Genomic DNA, 16,892 nt, shown 5'->3' on the forward strand with positions numbered 1-16,892 from the left:
AACTACGTGCCGAGAAGGACGGCGGGCGCCGCCCTCCCGCATGACGAGGGGCGCCGGAAACCCGACGCCCCTCGAAAGGGTCTTGCTAGGCCTCGAGGTACTTGGCGAGAATCTCGTCGTACTCGCCGCTCTCCTTGATGTTGGCGAGGCCGGCGTTGAACATCTCGATGAGCTCGCCGTTCTTGCCCTTCATGACGGCCAGGCCGTAGGGGCTCGCGAACTCGTCCTCCTCCTTGGCGATGATCTGAAGGCCGTTGCCCTGGGCCACGCCGTACTCCATGACGGGCGTGTCCTCGAAGCAGGCCATGGAGTTACCGGTCTGCACGTCCTGGTACATCATGTCGGACGTGTCGAAGTAGGTGATCTCGAAGCCGTACTGGTCCTTGATGGACTCGGCCCAGTCGAGGCTCTGGGTGCCGGTCTTGCCGGCGACCTTCTGGCCGGCGAGGTCCTCGAGGCCCTTGACGTCGCTGCCCTCCTTGACGGCGCAGCAGACCGAGGACTGGTAGTAGGAGTCCGTGAAGTCGTAGTCCTCCTGGCGCGTGGGCGTGATGGACATGCCGGCGATCACGGCGTCGGCCTGGTTGGACTCGAGCGCGGCGACGGCGGCGTCGAAGCCGAGGGAGTTGAGCTCGTAGGTAAAGCCCTGGTCGGCGGCAATGGCGGCGAGGATGTCCACGTCGATGCCCACGAACTCGCCGGCGTCGTTGGTGAACTCGAACGGAGCGAAGGTGGTGTCGGTGGCGACGAGGTAGGTCTTGGCGTCGCCGTCGACGTCATCGGAGGCGGCGTTGTTGCCGCCGCAGGCCGCGAGGCCGAGGATGGAAGCGGCACCGCCGGCGATGCCGAGGAACGTGCGACGAGAGACGGAAGCGGACATGGCAACTCCTCCTTAGGAAAAACGTGCGCAAAACGTACGGAGGCCTCGCACGCTGGGCGAGGCTGCCCCTGTACTGTAGCTGAGCGTTATTTCGGTTCCTTTAACACTTTGCGGCAAGCCGCAGCATGATGGGCGGATTTACATAATTTCTCTCGGTGACCGTTCTGCAAGAATCTGCGGGGCGGAATCGGTCCCACTATCGGGAGAAGCCTGCCTCGAGCTCGCGAATCCGCTGGTAGAGCCACTGGTTCGTGGGGACGAGAAGACCGTGGCGCTCGGCGAGGCGGCAGATGGTGCCGGCGAACTCCTCGACCTCGGTGGGCTTCTCGTTTATGCGGTCCTGCGCCATGGACGGCATGCCGGCCGGGTCCAGCGAGGCCGTGAGCGCGGCCATCTGCGCGAGGTCGGCCTCGGTCACGTCCACGCCCTCGGCGCGGGCGACGGCCAGCGCCTCGCGCATGGCGGCGACGAAGCAGCGGTTCTGCTCGCTGCCCGGCTCGCTCGCGGAGCCGTAGGTGCCGTCGAAGGCCATGCAGGTCTGGTTGATGCCGACGTTGAGCATGAGCTTCACCCACATGCGGCGGCGGATGTCCTCCTCCACCACGTGAGGGATGCCGGCGCGCTCGTAGAGGTCGGCGACCGCGTCGACCACGCCGTCGGCGGTCCCCGGCGCCGCGCCGAGGCGGATCTCGCCGGCGTGGCTGTAGGTCATGTCGCACCCGATGAAGACGGCGTCCATGCCCTGCGCTACGGAGAGCACGGTATGCTCCCAGCCGAAGCGCTTGGCCACGCGCTCCTCGCTCGTGACGCCGTTGATGAGCGACGCGATGGCGGTGTGCGGGCCCACGAGGCGCTCCATCGTGTCGAGTGCCGTGGGCAGGCCCGGTGCCTTGATCGCCAGGATCACCAGGTCGACCGGCGTGGCCTCGCTCGCGGGAATCGTGGGCACGCGGCAGGGCTCGCCGTTCACGGTCACCGTCTCACCAGCATGACGACGGAAACGCTCGTCGTCCATCACGTACCGGACGGCCCCGGGGCCGAGGTTCTTCTCGGCCAGCGTGCCGTAGAGCAGGCCAACCGCTCCCCTGCCCAGGATTGCGACGCTCTCGATTGCCATGTCAGTCCTCCTAAGCGATGTTGACCAGCGGGGTTACCTCGGGCATCGAGGCCTCGTCGATCGTCTTGAGCCTATAGGCCGCCTCCAAGTTGAGCCAGAACTCGGGCGTCGTCCCCAGCGCGCGGGACAGCAGCCAGGCCATCTCGGGCGTGATGGCACGACGACCGTTCACGATGTCGGACACGGCGGACTGTGGCCTGCCGATCGCCTTGGCCAGCCGGTACTGCGAGATGCCGAGGGGCTGCAGGAACTCCTCCAGCAGGATCTCCCCGGGATTGGAGATGTAGGGGTTAGTGGTAGTCACAGAACTCGACCTCTCTTGCCTCGCCGTCCGACCACCGGAAGCAGAGGCGCCACTGGTCGTTCACGCGAATGCTGTAGCACCCCACACGCGACCCCGAGAGCTTCTCGAGATGGTTTCCCGGCGGAGTTCGCAGGTCGAGTAGACTGTGCGCCGCATCGAGCATCTGGAGTCTGCGGTAGAGCATCTTGCGGACTCCCGGGGGCACCCTGCGCGGTGGGCACGTGAAGTCTTCCCAGAACGCAGCCAGGTCACGATCTTTGAAGTCCATCTGACCACTACTTCCGTATCTCAGAATACTACTCTATTACAGAAGTAATGTCGAGAAGAACGACGCGCCCATCACCCCTGTTTCATGAGTGTACCGAACACATGTTCCTATTTCAAGCGTTTTTCTATCTGCGTGACGCATCCAGCCCCGCGCGGCGGCGGAGCTCGGCGGCCAGGGCGTCGTTGTCGGTCACGCAGACGGCGGCGTCGCCGTCCTCGGGCGCCTCGATGAAGAGGCCGTCGGTCGACGCGGCGCAGTTGTGGCCCGTGAACTGGCTGGCACCACCCGTGAGCTGCACCACGCCGCTCACGTGCGCGTACGGGATGACCACGTGGTTCCAGCCGAAGAAGACCTCCAGGTGGTCGGCGTAGAGCTCCACGCGGTTGCGCAGGGCAGGCGGAACCAGGAAGGCTGCACCAACGACCAGTGCCAGGATGGGCACAAGGACGGGCAGCGTGGTCTGCAGCGCCAGAATGGCGACGACCACGGCGACGGCAACGCAGACGACCTGGTACCACGCGCCCACGCGCCCGCGAAAGACCAGCTCCGGCGTCTCCTTGCTCGCACCCATCGCAACCTCCCTACCGCGCCAGCAGCTCGTCCAGCTCGTGCGGGCGCACGCCGACGAGCGGGTGCGGCGCGTACGGCTCCTCGAGGTAGGCGCGTTCCTCGCCCGTGAGCTCCATCTCGAGCGCGCGACACGCCTCCCCCACCAGCTCCGGCCGCGAGCACCCCACGATCGGCGACTCCACGCCGCGCGCCCACAGCCACGCGATCGCGATTGCCGCCATCGGCACGTCGTGCCTCCCGGCGAGCTCCGCCACACGCGCCACGATCTTCTCGTCCTGCTCGCGCATGGGGTCGAACTTCTTCTGCGAGATGACGTCCGTTTCGCTGCGGCGCGTGGGCGCGTCCCACGTGGGCCGCGTGAGGCGCCCGGCGGCGAGCGAGCTGTACGGCGTGAGCGCCATGCCGAACTGCCGGCAGACGGGGATTATCTCGTGCTCGTCCTCGCGGTAGAGCAGGTTGTACTGGCTCTGCATGGTCGAGAAGGGCGTCCATCCGTCCGCGGTAGCCACGACCTGCATGTTGTGGAGCTGGTACGCGTACATCGCACTCGCGCCGAGGGCGCGGACCTTGCCCACGCGGACGAGCTCGTCGAGCGCCTCGAGCGTCTCCTCGACGGGCGCCGCCGCGTCGAAGCGGTGGATGACGTAGAGGTCAAGGTAGTCAGTGCCCAGACGGGCGAGCGTGCCGTCGATCTCGCGCATGATGGCCGTGCGGGAGAGGCCGCCGTCGTTGTAGAAGACCTTGCTCGCCAGCACCACCCGGTCACGAGGGACGCCCAGCTCGCGCAGGGCGCGGCCGATGTATTCCTCGCTCGTGCCGTCCGCGTAGCAGTTGGCGGTGTCGATGAAGTTGATGCCGGCATCCGTCGCCGCCGCGATCACGGCACGCGTCTCGTCATAGCCCACGGTCCACGGCCGGGGCTTGGTGGGGACGCCGAAGCTCATCCCTCCCAGGCAGAGGCGCGAGACGGTGATGCCCGAGCCGCCCAGCTCCACGTAGCGCATGTCCGCCATGCCGCGCCGCCCTTCTCGCCCGTCGTGTTTTGCTCATTCTATCCCGGCGCGCCCGCCCTCAATACGCGTTTTCCTACGTTTGAGCGGGCCAAAACGTTGGAAGTCGCGTACTGGCACGCAGCAATACGCGAAAGACGACGCTTTATGGCGCTGAAACGTTGGAAATCGCGTACTAAGCCGAACGGCTAGCTGCGCGCGAGGCGCGGGCGCCAGCCCTTGAGCGCCATGAGGGCGAGAAACGCCGCGAACACCACCACGGATAGCGCGAGGAGCGCCATCGGGAAGAGCCAGAAGCCCACCCGCTCCGCGACCAGGCCGAAGAGCGACGGCAGCGTGAGCGAGCCCACGTACGAGGCCGCCATCTGCACGCCGATCACCGCCTGCGACAGGTCGCGGCCAAAGAGGCGCGGCGTGAGGTGCAGCATGTTGGGGTAGAGCGGGCTGTTGCCAAAGCCCACGAGGAAGAGGCCCACCGGAGCCGCGGCAAGCGGCAGCGGGGCGAGAAGCACGAGCACGGCCACGAAGGTGACCGCCTGCCCCAGACCAACGAGCTGCTTGCCCGTGAGCCGGTTGGCCAGCACGCCGGAGAGGAAGCGACCCGCCGTCACGCCCACGTAGTAGACCGTCACCATGCCCGCGGCGGCGCCGGCCGCCATGCCGCGCGCGCCCACGAGGTAGCTCGCGCACCAGGTGTTGCAGACGCCCTCGATGGCCACCGACGCCATGAAGACGAGGCAGGCCAGACGAATGTCGCGGCGCCGGACGAGGGCGAGCGGGCTGGCGGCGCGGGGCGCGGGGTCGTCGTCCTTCTCGCCCGCCGGCGCCTCATGGCCCACGCGCGACCACAGCGGCAGGATCGCGACCGTCGCGACGACGATCGCCGCCTGGACGGCCGCCGCCCCGAGGTAGCCGTCGCGCCAGGTGCCGCCCGAGAGCGCGAGCGACATGATGAACGGGCTCACCGTGATGCCCACGCCGTAGGCGCAGTGCAGGAAGTTCATGTGCGTCGCGCGATAGTGCAGGGCCACGTAGTTGTTGAGCGCCGTGTCGATGGCGCCCGCGCCGAGGCCGAGCGGCACGGCCAGCAGGCACAGCCACGGAAAGCCCGGCGCCACGGCGAAGCCGAGCAGCGCCGCCGCGGTGAGCGCCGTGGAGACGGCGGTCACGCGCCCGGTGCCAAAGCGGCCGATGAGCGCGGCGGAGGAGAGGCTGGAGACGATGGTCCCGCAGCATGTGACCATCGTGACGACGCTGCCCCACGAGACGGGGACGCCCAGGTCCGGATGCATGGCGGGCCACGCCGCGCCGAAGAGCGAGTCCGGGATGCCCAGGCCCACGAAGGCCACGTAGATGACGACGAGAAGAACGACGGACATGCTGCAGCGGGCTCCGATCCGGGGTACATATGTGGAAACGTTTCCATAGCATGATAGCGCCCCAGCCCGCAGCAGACAAGGGCGCGCGCCCGCTAGAGTAGCGAGTCAAACCGCCGCAGGTAGAGCCGCTTCACAAGGCCAACGAGCAGCAGATAGCCCGCGGCGCACGTGGCGAGCAGCGGCCAGAAGGCGGCGGGCAGCGGCGCGAGGCCCAGTGCTTCGGACGCGCCCGGGGTCCAAGGCAGCGCCGTCAGCGCCGCAACGCCAAGGACCGCAACGGCCGCGAGCGTTCGCGCCGGACGACCCTCCGAAGCCAGAACCCGCTCTCCGCGCAGCGCAAACAGCACGAGCGTCTGCGTCCACATGGACTCGACGAACCACCCCGTGTGAAAGACGGCCACAAACGCCGCAGCCGTAGCCGGGCCGAGGGCGCCCCATGGTCCGCCCGCCGCCGTTGGTGCCACCACAAAGAACATCGCCGCGTACGTCACGATATCAAACACCGAGCTCAGCGGCCCCATCCACAGCATGAAGCGAACGATGGACCGCGCGTCCCAGGTGCGCGGGCTGGCGAGAAACGCCTCTTCCACGTTGTCCCACGGGAGCGCGGCGCAGGCGACCGTGTACGCCAGCCCCAGCAGCAGGAGCTGCAGCGCCGACATGGGCAGAAACGGCAGGAACGCGCTGGCGACAAGCACCGAGAGCACGTTGCCAAAGTTGGAGCTCGCCGTCGCCTTTATGTACTTGATCGTGTTTGCGTACGTGCGCCGGCCCTCGCGCACCCCGCGCACGAGCACCGAGAGATCCTTGCGCGTAAGGATGACCTGCGCGCTCTCCTTGGCAACGTCCACCGCGGTGTCCACGGAGACGCCCACGTCCGCGGCGCGCATGGCGGCCGCGTCGTTGATGCCGTCGCCCATGAACCCCACCACGTGGCCGGCGGCCCTGAGCGCCCTCACCACGCGCGCCTTCTGAAGCGGCGAGAGGCGCGCGAAGAGCTGGGTCTCCTCCGCGCGGGCGGCGAGCGCGGCATCGTCGAGCGCGTCGACCTCGGGACCCAGGAGCACGCCCTCCACGCGAATGCCCACCGTACGGCACACGCATGCCGCGACCCCCTCGGCGTCCCCCGTCACCACGCGCACCGAGACGCCCGCCTTCGTGAGACGCTCGATGGCCTCCGCGGCGCTCTGCTTGGGCGGGTCGAGAAACGCGAGGTAGCCCATGAACACCATGTCGCGCTCGTCCTCCGGGCCAAAGGCGCCCACGGGGCGTGGATTGGTCTTCTGCGCCACGGCAATGGTGCGCATCCCGCGCGCCCCAAGGTCCTCGGCACGTGCGAGCAGCCGGGTGCGCAGCCCGCCGTCGAGTGGGCGCACCCCCTCGGCAAGCTCCACGTATGAGCACGCGGCAAGCACCTCCCTCACGGCACCCTTGGTCACCATCTGCGACTTTCCCCGCTCGTCCTCAATCACCACGCTCATGCGGCGGCGCTCGAAGTCAAAGGGAACCTCGTCAACCCTACGGTAGCGCGAGGCAACGCCCGCAAGCCCACGGTCCTTCTCGGCAATGCTCTCGTAGCGCCCGATGATCGCCTCGTCGATGAGGTTGCGAAGGCCCGTCTGGAAATGGCTCACGAGATACGCGTGGCGCAGGACACGGTCGTCCGGGCGCCCCTCCACGTTGATGTGTCGCTCGAGGATCACGCGGTCCTCTGTGAGCGTGCCCGTCTTGTCGCAGCACAGCACGTCCATGGCGCCAAGGTTCTGGATGGCGGCGAGGTCCTTGACGATGACCTCGTGCCGGGCCATCTCGCGCGCGCCCCGGGCGAGGCAGGTGGTCACGATCACGGGAAGCATCTGCGGAGTGATGCCCACGGCAACGGACACCGAGAAGAGCAGCGCGGAAAGCCAGTCGCCCTTGGTGAGACCGTTGAGCACAAACACGACGGGGCACATCACCAGCATGAACGCAACGAGCACGCGGGAGACCGAGGCAACGCCGGCATCAAAGCTCGTCTGGGCGGGGCGCTCCCGGCAGGCGCCCATGACGCGGCCCACGTACGTGTCGTCGCCGGTTGCGACCACGACGGCGCGCGCGGACCCCGAGACCACGCTCGTGCCGGTGAAGACGATGTTTCCGCAGTCGCCCACGGTGAGCGCGCGGGAGGGTACGGCAGCGGGGCACGGGTCGGCGGTCTTCTCTACGGGCTCGCTCTCTCCGGTGAGCGCCGCCTGGTTGAGGAAGAGGTCCTTCGCCTCGATGACACGGGCGTCCGCGGGCACGAGGTCGCCCGCGGCGAGGCGCACGACGTCGCCTATGACGAGCTCCGAGAAGGGAACCTCGCGCTCGGGCTCCCCTGCCCGCACCACGCAGCACGTGGTGGTTACCAGTTTGCGAAGAGACTCCGCCGCGGCCAGGCCCCGGTCCTCCTGCACAAAGCGCAGCACCCCCGAGATGGCAACCATCACCGCGATGATGACGCAGGTAGAGGGGTCCTCGTCACCCGGAGCGGCGAGGATGACGTTGGTGTAGAGCGAGACGGCGGCGAGCGCTGCGAGGATGAGCGTGAAGGGGCTCACAAAGCTCGCCGCGAGGCGCAGCGCAAGCGGCAGGCGGCGGCGCTCGCTTGGCGAGTTGTGGCCGTTCTGCTCAAGGCGACGGGTCGCCTCCGCAGAGGTGATTCCGTCTGTCGAGCTGCCGAGGCTGGCGAGAAGATCGTGCTTCTCGGCACGGGCGGCATGTTCGAGGGCGGAGCCCAGCTCGCCGCAGCGAGCGACCGCGCTCTTCCCGCCACGGTCGCGCGGTGCATCCCCGGCGTTCCTGTTGCCCTTTATGGTTATATTCTTGATATGCTGGATAAGCTTGGTCTTCGGCATCCTGCGTACCTCCCAATACCTTAGGTTCCGGCTGGTCGAGGGGATGCCCGCGGGCGGGCCGTAACCGGGCGCGTGCCCGGTCTGGATAGGTTGTGGCTAGGTTGTTTGCTAGGCGATCAGGGCAGATGCCTCGATGACCGCCGCACGAAGTTGGTGCGACCCGGCACCGCAGGCATCGCTACTTCGGTCGTTCATGGTCGCACCTCCTTCTGTCTGCGCATGACGCGCCCCTATGCCTGCGACTATGACACACGCGTGCCCTGGGGGGCAAGGCATCTCAAGAAACTCCTCACGTGCCTGTACTGCGAAGGCCAGCTGAGAAGAACGCGGCGTCGGCGGGGCGGTACGGGCGCAGGCGCGCGGGGTCTACGGCGGTGTGGGCGTGCGCGGAGACGTCCTGCCACTTGACGGTGTGACCGGCGCCGTGACTGCAGAAGACGGAGTCGGGCGTGTTGGGGAGGTCGGCCTCGGGGTCGTAGGCTGCGGCGGCGATGACCTCGTCGGCGTTGTGGCAGGTGCGGTAGCCCGCGAGCTCGAGCGAGATTCGCCCGCGGCCACCCGTGTAGCGCGCGACCTCGAGCGCGTACTCCCCCACCTCGGAGGCGGGCACCTCGCCCGCGATCGTGGCCGCATCACCGGACGTCGCCGGCGCGTCGAACTCGGCCGCCATGCGCGTGAGGTCGGTGAGCGCGCGGCCCACGCGGTCGGCGGGCACCGTCAGACGAAAGCGGTACCATGGCTCCAGGAGCCGGCACTCGCCACGCTCGCGCGCGCCCATGAGCGCCTGGCGAACGGCACGGTAGGTGGCCTGGCGAAAGTCGCCGCCCTCGGTGTGCTTGGCGTGCGCGCGACCGGCGAGCAGCGTGATGCGCACGTCCGTGAGCGGCGCTCCCGTGAGAGGCCCCAGGTGGTCGCGCTCCATCGCGTTGGTGAGGATGAGGCGCTGCCAGTTGAGGTCGAGGTCGTCCGTCGAGCAACGCGTGCCAAACTCCACGCCGGCACCACGCGGCAGCGGCTCCACCAGAAGGCGCGCCTCGGCGTAGTGGCGCAGCGGCTCGAAGTGGCCCACGCCCTCGGCGGGCGCGGTCACGGTCTCCTTGTAGAGGATGCCGCCCGGGCCGAACGTCACCGCAAAGCCGTAGCGCTCACGCAGGAGCTCCGCGATCACGTCCTGCTGGACCTCGCCCATGAGCTGGACGTGCGCCTCCTGGAGCTGCTCCTGCCACGTGACGCCGAGCACCGGGTCCTCGTCCGCGAGCTCGCGGAGCGCCCGCACCAGGGCGGATACGTCCGCGCCCGGCTCGGGGATCACCTGGTAGGACAGGACGGGCGCGAGCAGCGGGCGCACGCCCTCCGGCTCCGCGCCCAGCGCGCTTCCCGGCACCACGTGGCTGAGCCCAGTAACGACACAGATGCGGCCGGCGCCGACCTCTGCCACGGTCTCGGAGCTCGCGCCCTGGTAGAGACGCACCTCGTTGATCTTCTCGGCCCACGGCTCGCCGCGACGGTCCACGCCCGTGAGCTGGGCCTTCGCACGCAGCGTGCCGCCCGTGACCTTCAGCCAGGCAAGCCGCTCGCCGCGCGCGCCGCGGCTCACGCGAAAGACGCGCGCCGCGAACTCGTCCGGCCAGGGGCGCTCGGCGAGAAGCGCGCACATGCCGTCGAGCAGCTCCCTCACGCCATCGTCGCGCAGCGCGGCACCAAAGAAGACCGGGAAGAGCGCGCGACCGGCCACCAGGCGCCGCAGCGTGTCCGCCGCGAGCGCGCCGGTCTCCAGGTACTCCTCGAGCGCGGCCTCGTCCGTCGCGGCCGCATCCTCCAGCGCACCCGCGTCGCCCACGAGCAGCGCGGACGCATCCACGCAGCCCGGCGAGAGCCGCGAGGCCAGCTCGGCGAGAAGCTCCTCTCGCCCGGGGTTTTCCAGGTCGCACTTGTTCACAAAGACAAAGGTGGGTACCTCGTGGCGCGCGAGCAGGTCCCAGAGGGTCTCGGTGTGGCCCTGCACGCCGTCGTTCGCTCCCACCACCAGGATGGTGTAGTCGAGCGCGGCGAGCGTGCGCTCGGCCTCCGCAGAGAAGTCCACGTGGCCGGGTGCGTCAACGAGCATGAGGTGGGCGCCCGCCCAGTCGAGCGCGGCACTGGACGAGAAGATCGTGATGCCGCGGTCGCGCTCCATGGCATCGGTGTCCAGGTGGGTGCTGCCGCTGTCCACGCGGCCGGGGTTGCGGATGGCCCCCGCGGCGGCGAGCATGGCCTCCGCGAGCGTGGTCTTGCCCGCGTCGACGTGCGCCAGGAGCCCCACGACCGCCTGCCTCATGCTACCTCTCCCCTCTGGCTACAACCGACGAATCCGTCTCATCATAGGGTATACTGACGGCGTCGTAGCCCCGTCGGAAGGACCCGGAGCCGTGCGCATTCGCTAGACATCCTCAGCTAAGAAACCCCTGATGGCGAGAAGGACGCCCGCCCGGCGCCTCGCCAGAGAAGAGATGTCTATGCAGCTTGTGCTCTCCGGCGTGTGCTACGCCTATCCTGCGGCCCGCGAGGCCGTCCTCGACAACGTCACCATCACCTTCCCCACCAGCTGGACCGCGCTTCTGGGCGACAACGGCTGCGGCAAGACCACGCTGGCGAAAATCGCCTGCGGCCTCATAGCTCCGGACGCGGGCTCCGTCACGCGCGACCTGGTCTGCGCCTACGTGGCGCAGGACGCCGACGAGCCACCCGAGGGGCTCGCGGACTTCGCGCTGGACTACGGCCGCGAGGCCCGCGAGCTGCGCGAGGCCTTCCGCATAGAGGACGACATGCCCTGGCGCTTTGACGAGCTCTCCTTTGGCGAGCGCAAGAAGCTGCAGGTGGCGGTTGCCCTCTGGGGTCGTCCGGACGTGCTCGTGGCGGACGAGCCCACCAACCACCTGGATGCGGACGCCCGCGAGGAGCTGGGCGCGGCGCTCGCACGCTTCCGCGGCATCGGAATCCTCGTGAGCCACGACCGCGACCTCGTGGACCTTCTCGCCACGCGCTGCGCGTCCTTCGAGCCCGGCGGCATCGTCGTGCGGCCGGGCGGCTACAGCGCGGCACACGGCCAGGCGGAGCTCGAGCGCGCGACGGCCGTCGCGGAGCGGGCGAGCGCCAAGCGCGAGCTGGCACGCCTCTCCGCCGAGAAGGACGCGCGGGCCCACGAGGCCGCCCGCGCCGACGCGCGGCGCAGCAAGCGCGGCCTCGACCCGCGCGACCGCGACGCGCGCGGCAAGATCGACCTCGCCATCTTCACCGGCAAGGACGGCCAGGCCGGGCGGCTCTCCTCGCAGATGGACGCGCGGGTGGCCGCCGCGCAGGAGCGCCTGGCCGCCGCGCGTGTGACCAAGCGCTACGACGGCGACCTCTGGGTGGACGCCGAGCCCTCGCGCCGACGCACCGTGCTGCATGTTCCCGCCACGACCATCCCCTGCGGACCGGAGGGCACGCTCCAGATCCCCGAGCTCTGGGTGGGGAGCCGTGACCACGTGGGCGTCGTCGGGCCCAACGGCGCCGGCAAGTCCACGCTCCTTTCGCACCTGCGCGTTCTTCTCGCCCGGACGGCAGATGCGGGGCAGGGAGTGGAGGTGCTGGACATCCCGCAGGAGCTGCCGGCAGAGGCCCGCGAGGCCATGGTGGGGCGCGTGGCCGCGCTGACCCCGGCCGACCGCGGGCGCGTGCTCTCGACGGTGGCGCAGCTCAACTCGGACCCGGACCGCATCCTCGAGGGCGGTCGCACGAGCCCCGGCGAGCTGCGCAAGCTCATGCTGGCGGAGGGCATCCTGCGCCACCCCGCGCTCATCCTCATGGACGAGCCCACCAACCACCTGGACCTGCACTCGACCGAGGCCCTCGAGCGCGCGCTCGCCGCCTACCCCGGCGCGCTCGTGCTGGTGAGCCACGACCGGCGGTTCCTCGATGCCTGCACGAGCCGCACCTGGGAGGTTCGTGACGGCCGCGTCCAGGAGAAATGATTCAAAAGGGGACTGTCCCCTTTTGAATCATCCGCGCCGCCAGAGGAGGAAGCTGTAGAGCGCAACGAGCGCCGTGCCGCCGAGAAGGACCACGAGCAGCACGACCAGCGTGAGCTCGGGCGCCATGGAGGCGAGAAGAGCCGAGGCGAGCGTGGCCACGCCCATGACCACGAAGACCGGACCTGCGAAGCGATGCGTGCGACGCCAGTTCTCCGGGTCCGCGAGCGTCCAGGGCAGGCGCACGCCGAAGGTGTAGTTGGGCTCGATGCGCGGCATGACGATGCCGAGCCCCACGAACAGGAGGCCCAGGAAGCCAAACACGATGATGTTGACGACTGAGCCGCCCGCAGCTGGGAGGACGCCGAGCGCCGAGAGCGGCGTGATCCACGCCACGACGACCATGAACACCGTGAATGCCGCGGAGAATCCCTCATAGATGCCCTTGAAGCGATTGAAGCTCGCACCGCGCGGGTCGAGGTGAGGGACCGCGAAGAGCAGCACCAAAATCAGAAGCGGCATGAGCGCGCCCATGAGAATCGTGGAGCCCTTGCTGTCCCAGCCGTCGGCCGTGCCGTCGACGCCCCAGTGCGTGGGCACCGTCTCCGGCATCGCGGGCAGCGCCCAGAGGATGTAGGCCGCCGCGCTCGCCAGGCACAGGGCGAGCAGCGCGCCCCACAGGGCCTTGTCGCGCGTCGTGTAGTCCAAGCCAGCCATGTCAGCCTCCTCAGACGAACTTGATGCGCGCTGTTATACCCCTCCTGCGAGCGCTTATCAACCTCGCCGCTCGCCGCCCCTGTGGCGCCGCTCGCCAAAGCTCAGCCAGCCGTGATGCCAGAAGAACGCCACCTCGACGGCCACGATTGCCACGCACACCACGATCACCGCAACGTAGCCCCACGGCACGTCGAAGAGCGCCATGTGCGGGAAGTTCATGCCGTACCACCCGGTGACGAAGGTGAGCGGCATCACGATCGTGGTCACCACCGTGAGCCACTGCATGACGTTGTTCTGCCGCACGTCGATGGACTCCTGGTAGAGGCTGTGCACCTGCAGACTGTAGTCCTGCAGCGACTCCAGGCGCGCCGCAAGCCGGCCCAGCAGGCGCGCGAGCGAGCGGAGCCGCGCGCGGTCCGCCGGCGTCACGAGGCCGGAGTCATCCTCGGCAAGCTCCGAGGCGAGGTCGGACATGCCCTGGTAGAACGTGTCGAGCCCGAGCATGCGCCGCGAGTCTGCCATCATCCTGCGCCTATCCGGGCGCTCGCGGCCCTCCAGGACCTGCTGCTCCACCAGCTCGAAGTCCTCGCGCACGCGGGAGAGGCGCGCCGGGTGGTCGCGCAGCAGCTCGCGGAGCAGCGCGCAGAGGGCGCCGGCGGGCCCCTCGACGGGCGCCCGGTCCTCGACGGCGCGGCCGAGCGCCGTTGCGCAGACGTCCCCGTCGTCAATGAGCACCAGCTCGTCGGGGGTGAGGATGAAGCCGAAGCGACGCCGGCCGCTCGGCGTGACCACGAGGCCTGCGGCCCCGGTGGACGTGCGCTCCAGGAAGGGCATCGCGGCGCGCTCGAGCTGGTCGAGGACCTCGCGCTGCGTGTGGGAGAGCGGGCGCGCCCGCGCCTCCTCCAGGCGCAGGAGGGCGACGACGTGCTCGCCGTCCTTCTCGCCCGTCGCGAGGTGCCCGTTTGCGATGTGCCAAGCCCGTGCCATGCTGCGCCTCCGCCCGCCGACGACAACGCGTCCTCGTTGGACGTTCTACCCGTTGTCGTGTGAGACAATAGCCCCGCAGACCGCAATCGAAGGAGGCAACATGGGCTGGGTCATGGAGCGCGACCGCGTGCAGGTGCTGGACGAGCAGTGGAACGTGCTGGCGGAGGTGACCTTCCCCCAGGTGGAGCCTGGCGTCGTGGAGATCGACCACACCTTCGTGGACGAGAGCCTGCGCGGGCAGGGCGTGGCGGGCGAGCTTTTGGGTCGCGCCGTCGCGAGCATCGCCGCGAGCGGCTACCGCGCGCGTCCCACGTGCTCCTACGCCGTCAGCTGGTTCGAGAAGCACCCCGAGCACGCCGACCTTCTCGCCTAGCGGTGCCCAAAGCCGCCCATTAACGGACAGGATTCTATTAACTGATATATATCCGCAGGAAAGAAAAACGAGTAATTCGAATTTTGCCCGTTAATTTGGCCGAGCGCCGTCGAGGGCAAAAACGAAGCGGGCCGGGGAATCGACTCCCCGGCCCGCGGTCATTCGCTGGAGCCAGCTACCAGACTTGAACTGGTGACCCCCGCTTTACGAGAGCGGTGCTCTACCAACTGAGCTAAGCTGGCCTATCGGCGGCTAACTACTATACGAGAAGCACGCGAGCCGCGCAAGCGTCGTTTTCTCCGCGCCCCCGCCCGCCTACAGCAGGCGCAGCACGCCGCGGACGAGGCGCTCGAAGTCCTCCGCGTGGCGCTCGGCCTCCGCCAGCACGCTCTCGTGGCTCACCGCCGGCGCGCCGGACTCGTTGGCCGCGAGCGTGAGCCCCAGCGCGTGCATGCCCAGCGCCCGGGCCATGACGACCTCGCACACCGTGCTCATGCCCACATAGGACACGCCGAGCGCGCGCAGGGCGGCGACCTCGGCCGGCGTCTCGAAGCACGGCCCCAGCACGCCCGCGTAGACGCCCTCCTCCACGTGGATCCCCAGGTCGTCGGCCACGCCGCGCGCGATTGAGCGCAGGTACGGAGAGAAGGCGTCGTTCATGTCCACGAACGGGCTCTCCACGTCGCGCAGGCCGTCCCACTCGGCGAGCGGGTTGCGCCCGGTGAGGTTGATCTGGTCGGTGAGGATCCCCAGGCCCACGCCGGCGTTGCCCGGCACGGCTCCCGTGGCGCAGGCGAAGACGATGTCGCGGCAGCCGAGGTGGTGCGCGTGGCGCACGAGGGCAGTGACCTCGGCGGCGGAGTAGCCCTGGTAGAGGTGGATGCGCCCGGGATAGACCACCACCGGCACGTCGTCGATCGTGCCGACCGTGGCCTCGAAGCTGTGGCCCGGCACGGGGCGCGCGGTCACGGGGAAGCCGTCGATGTCCCGGTAGTCGATGCGGCGCACGGGGCGCACGAGGCTGCCCAGGTGGCCCAGGCCGCTTCCCAGCACGATGGCGACGGGGTGCTCGACGCTCGGCTTGCACTCCCTCACGATGTCCTCGGTGACCACGCAGATCCCCTCCCTCGCGAGCCGCTCGGCGAAGACGCCCTGGCCCGCCACGAGCCTTCCGGTATACGTCCCATCGTAGACGAGGCCCACGCCGCAGGAGGGGCTCTTTGCCTTGAGCACGGCCAACGAGACCGGTGAGCGTCGCACGGCGGCGAGCGACAGGTCCGCGCCGCGGGCGAACTCCGCCGTCACGTCGCGTCCGTCGGAGAGGAAGACGCGGCCGTCCCGCTGCTCCGCCGGGGGGCGCGGCACCGGCAGGCCCGAGGCCGTCTCCGGGCACACGCGCACGACCTCGACCTTCTCCGCGAGCTCGAGGACCTCGGGACAGGGCTTGGCGCCCCCGTCGTAGCGCACGGGGGCCCCGAGCAGGCAGGCGCTGACCGCGACGCGCACGGGAGCCCTACTCCGCCAGGGTGCCCAGCTGCACCGTCACCTTGGAGAGCACGCCGTCGGTGTAGGCGTTCCACTCTTCGTTGAGCTGGGCAGACGCGGTCTGGTACTCGTTGGCGGCCACGCTGTAGGCGGCGCTCGCCGCGGCGTAGGTGGCAGCGTCGTTGGAGATCTCGTAGCCGGAGAGCGTGGCGTAGTAGGCCCCGTCGGTGCGGGCCCAGTCGTCGGCGTCGGCGTCCCACTCGTCGCCGAGAAGCCCGATCACGTAGTCGGCGTACTCGGGCGTGGCCACGTCCTCCTCGCCCTCGGCAGGCTCGGCGGGGGCCGTGGGGTAGTCGCCCAGCTCGGCCGTGGTCACCTCGCTCTGGAGCTTGCTCAGCACCACGGCGTCCTCGATCATCGAGCGGGCGGCGTCCTCGCTGATGCCGTAGTTGGACGCGACCTCGGCCATGTCCGCGAGGCCCATCGTGCCGGTGACGAACGCGTCGACCTCCTCGTCGCTCGCCGTGAGGCCGCGCGCCGCGGCGTCGGCGAGAATGACCTCGTTCTGCACGTAGGAGAGCACGTCGCTCGCGGCCGGGACGTCGTAGGTCCCGTCCTCGTTTGCCGTGAGGGTGGGGCTTCCCTGGACCTCCTCGAGCACCTCGCGCGCGGTGACGGCCGTCGTCGTCCCGTTCGCGGTGTAGGTGGCCACGGTCGCGTCGAGCTCGCCGGGGCCGAGCGTCGTGCGCCCGCCCAGGGAGACCGTCCCGGCGCCGCCCAGGAGGAAGTGCCCCGCCAGCACGCCCACGACGAGCGTCGCCACGGCGATGGCCACCCAGGCGGGCGTCGGCAGGCCGTGCCCGCCGCCCTCCGTCGCGACGTGCCTCTCGAGGTTCTTCTCGCCCGCTGCGGCGCTCTTCTTGCTCATGTGCGTCCT

Annotated in this window: 15 protein-coding genes and 1 tRNA gene; 2 read left to right on the forward strand and 14 right to left on the reverse strand. The window is 69.3% G+C overall.

Features of this window, described 5'->3' with window-relative positions:
* Positions 1 to 85 precede the first annotated feature (85 nt).
* The 9 genes from INF26_RS05190 to INF26_RS05230 all read right to left on the reverse strand — a co-directional run bounded on the left by INF26_RS05190 (position 86) and on the right by INF26_RS05230 (position 10,721).
* Complete coding sequence (locus INF26_RS05190) at positions 86 to 880, reverse strand: transporter substrate-binding domain-containing protein (protein ID WP_193529670.1); 795 nt, start codon at positions 878 to 880, stop codon at positions 86 to 88.
* Between the two features lie 196 nt (positions 881 to 1,076).
* A complete protein-coding gene (locus INF26_RS05195) occupies positions 1,077 to 1,997 on the reverse strand; it encodes a ketopantoate reductase family protein (protein ID WP_193529671.1) in 921 nt (306 codons plus the stop codon).
* A 10-nt stretch (positions 1,998 to 2,007) separates the two neighbouring features.
* Positions 2,008 to 2,301 (reverse strand): HigA family addiction module antitoxin, encoded by a 294-nt coding sequence (locus INF26_RS05200; RefSeq protein ID WP_193529672.1) that lies wholly within the window; start codon positions 2,299 to 2,301, stop codon positions 2,008 to 2,010.
* Positions 2,288 to 2,569 (reverse strand): type II toxin-antitoxin system RelE/ParE family toxin, encoded by a 282-nt coding sequence (locus INF26_RS05205; protein WP_193529673.1) that lies wholly within the window; start codon positions 2,567 to 2,569, stop codon positions 2,288 to 2,290. Before INF26_RS05205 ends, INF26_RS05200 begins: the two co-directional genes overlap by 14 nt.
* Positions 2,570 to 2,693: 124 nt before the next feature.
* Positions 2,694 to 3,140: a hypothetical protein gene (locus INF26_RS05210; protein ID WP_193529674.1), complete on the reverse strand. Its 447-nt coding sequence runs from the start codon at positions 3,138 to 3,140 to the stop codon at positions 2,694 to 2,696.
* A gap of 10 nt (positions 3,141 to 3,150) precedes the next feature.
* Positions 3,151 to 4,152, reverse strand: a complete 1,002-nt coding sequence (locus tag INF26_RS05215; RefSeq protein WP_226371896.1) for an aldo/keto reductase — start codon at positions 4,150 to 4,152, stop codon at positions 3,151 to 3,153.
* Positions 4,153 to 4,337: 185 nt separating this feature from the next.
* Positions 4,338 to 5,528 (reverse strand): MFS transporter, encoded by a 1,191-nt coding sequence (locus INF26_RS05220; RefSeq protein WP_193529675.1) that lies wholly within the window; start codon positions 5,526 to 5,528, stop codon positions 4,338 to 4,340.
* A 92-nt stretch (positions 5,529 to 5,620) separates the two neighbouring features.
* A complete protein-coding gene (gene mgtA, locus INF26_RS05225; protein ID WP_193529676.1) occupies positions 5,621 to 8,404 on the reverse strand; it encodes a magnesium-translocating P-type ATPase in 2,784 nt (927 codons plus the stop codon).
* Between the two features lie 289 nt (positions 8,405 to 8,693).
* The gene (locus INF26_RS05230) at positions 8,694 to 10,721 is read right to left on the reverse strand and encodes an elongation factor G (protein WP_193529677.1); all 2,028 of its coding nucleotides are present in this window, start codon (positions 10,719 to 10,721) and stop codon (positions 8,694 to 8,696) included.
* Between the two features lie 178 nt (positions 10,722 to 10,899).
* Here INF26_RS05230 and INF26_RS05235 point away from each other — a divergent pair, with 178 nt between their 5' ends.
* The gene (locus INF26_RS05235) at positions 10,900 to 12,396 is read left to right on the forward strand and encodes an ATP-binding cassette domain-containing protein (protein WP_193529678.1); all 1,497 of its coding nucleotides are present in this window, start codon (positions 10,900 to 10,902) and stop codon (positions 12,394 to 12,396) included.
* 27 nt (positions 12,397 to 12,423) lie between these two features.
* Here the strand turns inward: INF26_RS05235 and INF26_RS05240 are convergent, their stop codons facing one another.
* Both INF26_RS05240 and INF26_RS05245 read right to left on the reverse strand, forming a co-directional pair.
* Entirely contained in the window at positions 12,424 to 13,110 is a 687-nt protein-coding gene (locus INF26_RS05240; RefSeq protein ID WP_193529679.1) for an SdpI family protein, read from the reverse strand.
* A gap of 57 nt (positions 13,111 to 13,167) precedes the next feature.
* Positions 13,168 to 14,097, reverse strand: a complete 930-nt coding sequence (locus INF26_RS05245) for a CorA family divalent cation transporter (protein WP_193529680.1) — start codon at positions 14,095 to 14,097, stop codon at positions 13,168 to 13,170.
* A 100-nt stretch (positions 14,098 to 14,197) separates the two neighbouring features.
* Between INF26_RS05245 and INF26_RS05250 the strand changes: the two genes are divergently transcribed.
* A complete protein-coding gene (locus tag INF26_RS05250; protein WP_193529681.1) occupies positions 14,198 to 14,470 on the forward strand; it encodes a GNAT family N-acetyltransferase in 273 nt (90 codons plus the stop codon).
* 166 nt (positions 14,471 to 14,636) lie between these two features.
* Here the strand turns inward: INF26_RS05250 and INF26_RS05255 are convergent.
* From INF26_RS05255 to INF26_RS05265, 3 genes are all read right to left on the reverse strand, one after another.
* Positions 14,637 to 14,712, reverse strand: a tRNA-Thr gene (locus INF26_RS05255).
* Positions 14,713 to 14,785: 73 nt separating this feature from the next.
* On the reverse strand, positions 14,786 to 15,976 hold the full coding sequence (locus INF26_RS05260; RefSeq protein ID WP_193529682.1) for a purine-nucleoside phosphorylase: 1,191 nt from the start codon (positions 15,974 to 15,976) through the stop codon (positions 14,786 to 14,788).
* A gap of 7 nt (positions 15,977 to 15,983) precedes the next feature.
* Positions 15,984 to 16,883 (reverse strand): SurA N-terminal domain-containing protein, encoded by a 900-nt coding sequence (locus INF26_RS05265; RefSeq protein WP_193529683.1) that lies wholly within the window; start codon positions 16,881 to 16,883, stop codon positions 15,984 to 15,986.
* Positions 16,884 to 16,892: the final 9 nt, after the last annotated feature.

The sequence above is a fragment of the Thermophilibacter gallinarum genome, assembly GCF_014982725.1.
Taxonomy (GTDB): Bacteria; Actinomycetota; Coriobacteriia; order Coriobacteriales; family Atopobiaceae; genus Thermophilibacter; species Thermophilibacter gallinarum.